Source organism: Thalassospira sp. MCCC 1A02898 (assembly GCF_001618185.1).
Classification (GTDB): domain Bacteria; phylum Pseudomonadota; class Alphaproteobacteria; order Rhodospirillales; family Thalassospiraceae; genus Thalassospira; species Thalassospira tepidiphila.
This window is the reverse complement of record NZ_LPXK01000006.1, coordinates 1-3169: the sequence shown is the minus strand read 5'-3', so window position 1 is coordinate 3169 and position 3169 is coordinate 1. Positions and strand designations below refer to the sequence as shown.

Annotated in this window: 2 rRNA genes; both read left to right on the top strand. The window is 53.3% G+C overall.

The features are described from left to right. Positions 1–158 precede the first annotated feature (158 nt). Positions 159–2905: ribosomal RNA gene (locus tag AUQ41_RS05010) — 23S ribosomal RNA — on the top strand. A 134-nt stretch (positions 2906–3039) separates the two neighbouring features. Further along, positions 3040–3154, top strand: a 5S ribosomal RNA gene (rrf, locus tag AUQ41_RS05005). Positions 3155–3169 lie beyond the last annotated feature (15 nt).

Sequence of the window (3169 nt, the reverse complement as noted above, 5' to 3'; positions counted from 1 at the left end):
GATGACGAGATGTTTGACATTGTGAATAGGGAATATGAAGAGAACGGATCTTTCCGTTGTGATTTTTCGCAACGAAAGAACGTGATCGCGAACTAGTTGTGATGTGGTTTTGCAGGTTTTACCCCTGCGCAAGCCGCAGAACAGTTAGCTGAGGGATCTCTCAAGCATAATAAGGGCATCTGGTGGATGCCTTGGCGTCAAGAGGCGATGAAAGACGTGGCACTCTGCGATAAGCTACGGTGAGCCGAGAGCAGGCTTTGACCCGTAGATTTCTGAATGGGGAAACCCCACCCAATAGGGTGATCCTGTCGTGAATACATAGCGGCAGGAGGCGAACCCGGTGAACTGAAACATCTCAGTAACCGGAGGAAAGGACATCAACCGAGACTTCGCTAGTAGCGGCGAGCGAACGCGAACCAGGCCAGTGGCTTATGCATAAGAACCGGAACGATCTGGAAAGGTCGGCCATAGTGGGTGATAGCCCCGTACGGGTAGAAATTGCATAAGTCCTCGAGTAGGGCGGGACACGTGAAATCCTGTCTGAACATGGGGGGACCACCCTCCAAGCCTAAGTACTCCTTGACGACCGATAGTGTACCAGTACCGTGAGGGAAAGGTGAAAAGCACCCCGATAAGGGGAGTGAAATAGTTCCTGAAACCGGATGCCTACAAGCAGTTGGAGCCTCTTTATGGGGTGACAGCGTACCTCTTGCATAATGGGTCAGCGAGTTAGTCTTACAAGCAAGCTTAAGCCGATAGGTGTAGGCGCAGCGAAAGCGAGTCTTAATAGGGCGATTGAGTTTGTGGGATTAGACCCGAAACCAGGTGATCTAGCCATGAGCAGGTTGAAGGTGATGTAACAGTCACTGGAGGACCGAACCCACGTCTGTTGAAAAAGACGGGGATGACTTGTGGTTAGGGGTGAAAGGCCAATCAAACCTGGAGATAGCTGGTTCTCCGCGAAATCTATTTAGGTAGAGCGTCAGACGAATACCATCGGGGGTAGAGCACTGAATGGGCTAGGGGGCCTTACCGGCTTACCAAACCTAATCAAACTCCGAATACCGATGAGTACTATCTGGCAGACAGACTACGGGTGCTAAGGTCCGTGGTCGAGAGGGAAACAGCCCAGACCGCCAGTTAAGGTCCCAAAGTTGTGGCTAAGTGGGAAAGGATGTAGGACGGCCAAGACAACCAGGACGTTGGCTTAGAAGCAGCCATCGTTTAAAGAAAGCGTAACAGCTCACTGGTCTAAATAAGCTGTCCCGCGCCGAAGATGTACCGGGGCTCAAGCCACACACCGAAACTGCGGACTTGTTCTTTGAACAAGTGGTAGCGGAGCGTTCCGTAAGCCTGTGAAGGTGTGCCGTAAGGCATGCTGGAGGTATCGGAAGCGAGAATGCTGACATGAGTAGCGATAAAGGGAGTGAGAACCTCCCTCGCCGAAAGCCCAAGGGTTCCTGCGCAAGGCCAATCCGCGCAGGGTGAGTCGGCCCCTAAGACGAGGCAGAAATGCGTAGTCGATGGGAAACAGGTTAATATTCCTGTACCCGTGAGAAGTGACGGCCTCTGGAAGTAGTTTTTCCTTATTGGATTGGAGAAGCTGCCAAGGAGGTCCAGGAAATAACTCTCACATATGGACCGTACCCCAAACCGACACAGGTGGGCAGGTTGAATATACCAAGGCGCTTGAGAGAATGGTGTTGAAGGAACTCGGCAAATTGCCCCCGTAACTTCGGGAGAAGGGGGCCCACCGTGAAGGCAACTTTACGGTGGGGGCACAGACTAGGGGGTGGCGACTGTTTACTAAAAACACAGGGCTCTGCGAAGTCGCAAGACGACGTATAGGGTCTGACGCCTGCCCGGTGCCGGAAGGTTAAGAGGAGATGTGCAAGCATTGAATTGAAGCCCCGGTAAACGGCGGCCGTAACTATAACGGTCCTAAGGTAGCGAAATTCCTTGTCGGGTAAGTTCCGACCTGCACGAATGGCGTAACGACTTCCCCACTGTCTCCAACACCAACTCAGCGAAATTGAATTCTCCGTGAAGATGCGGAGTACCCGCGGTCAGACGGAAAGACCCCGTGCACCTTTACTACAGCTTTGCAGTGGTATCAGGATGTGAATGTGCAGAATAGGTGGGAGGCTTTGAAGCCATGGCGCCAGCCATGGTGGAGCCACCTTTGAGATACCACCCTTTTGCTTCCTGATATCTAACCGAGGTCCGTTATCCGGATCCGGGACCCTGCATGGCGGGTAGTTTGACTGGGGCGGTCGCCTCCCAAAGAGTAACGGAGGCGCGCGATGGTAGGCTCAGGCTGGTCGGACATCAGCTTAAGAGTGCAATGGCAAAAGCCTGCCTGACTGCGAGACTGACAAGTCGAGCAGAGACGAAAGTCGGTCATAGTGATCCGGTGGTCCCGCGTGGAAGGGCCATCGCTCAACGGATAAAAGGTACGCCGGGGATAACAGGCTGATACTCCCCAAGAGTCCACATCGACGGGAGTGTTTGGCACCTCGATGTCGGCTCATCACATCCTGGGGCTGGAGCAGGTCCCAAGGGTTTGGCTGTTCGCCAATTAAAGTGGTACGTGAGCTGGGTTTAGAACGTCGTGAGACAGTTCGGTCCCTATCTGCCGTGGGCGTAGGATACTTGAGAAGAGCTGTCCCTAGTACGAGAGGACCGGGATGGACGCACCTCTGGTGTACCGGTTGTTCCGCCAGGAGCATCGCCGGGTAGCTAAGTGCGGAAGGGATAACCGCTGAAAGCATCTAAGCGGGAAGCCCCCTTCAAGACTAGGTATCCCTATCAGATCCCTGGAAGACCACCAGGTTGATAGGCTGGGTGTGGAAGCGTGGCAACACGTGAAGCTAACCAGTACTAATTGATCGATCGGCTTGATTGATCCCTCTTGCTACTGATCTGCATATGACTTGCGCAGCGGTAAAATCAGCAAGACCAATACGTCACAACAATAAATAGTTCGCATAACATCACGATCTTACAAAGATCTCCGATCTCTTCGCTGTGTTTGGACGGCCCGGTGGCCATAGCGGCCGGGAACCACCTGATCCCATCCCGAACTCAGAAGTGAAACCAGCCTGCGCCGATGGTACTTTGTCTTAAGGCACGGGAGAGTAGGTCACCGCCGGGCCTTCCAAATACAGCA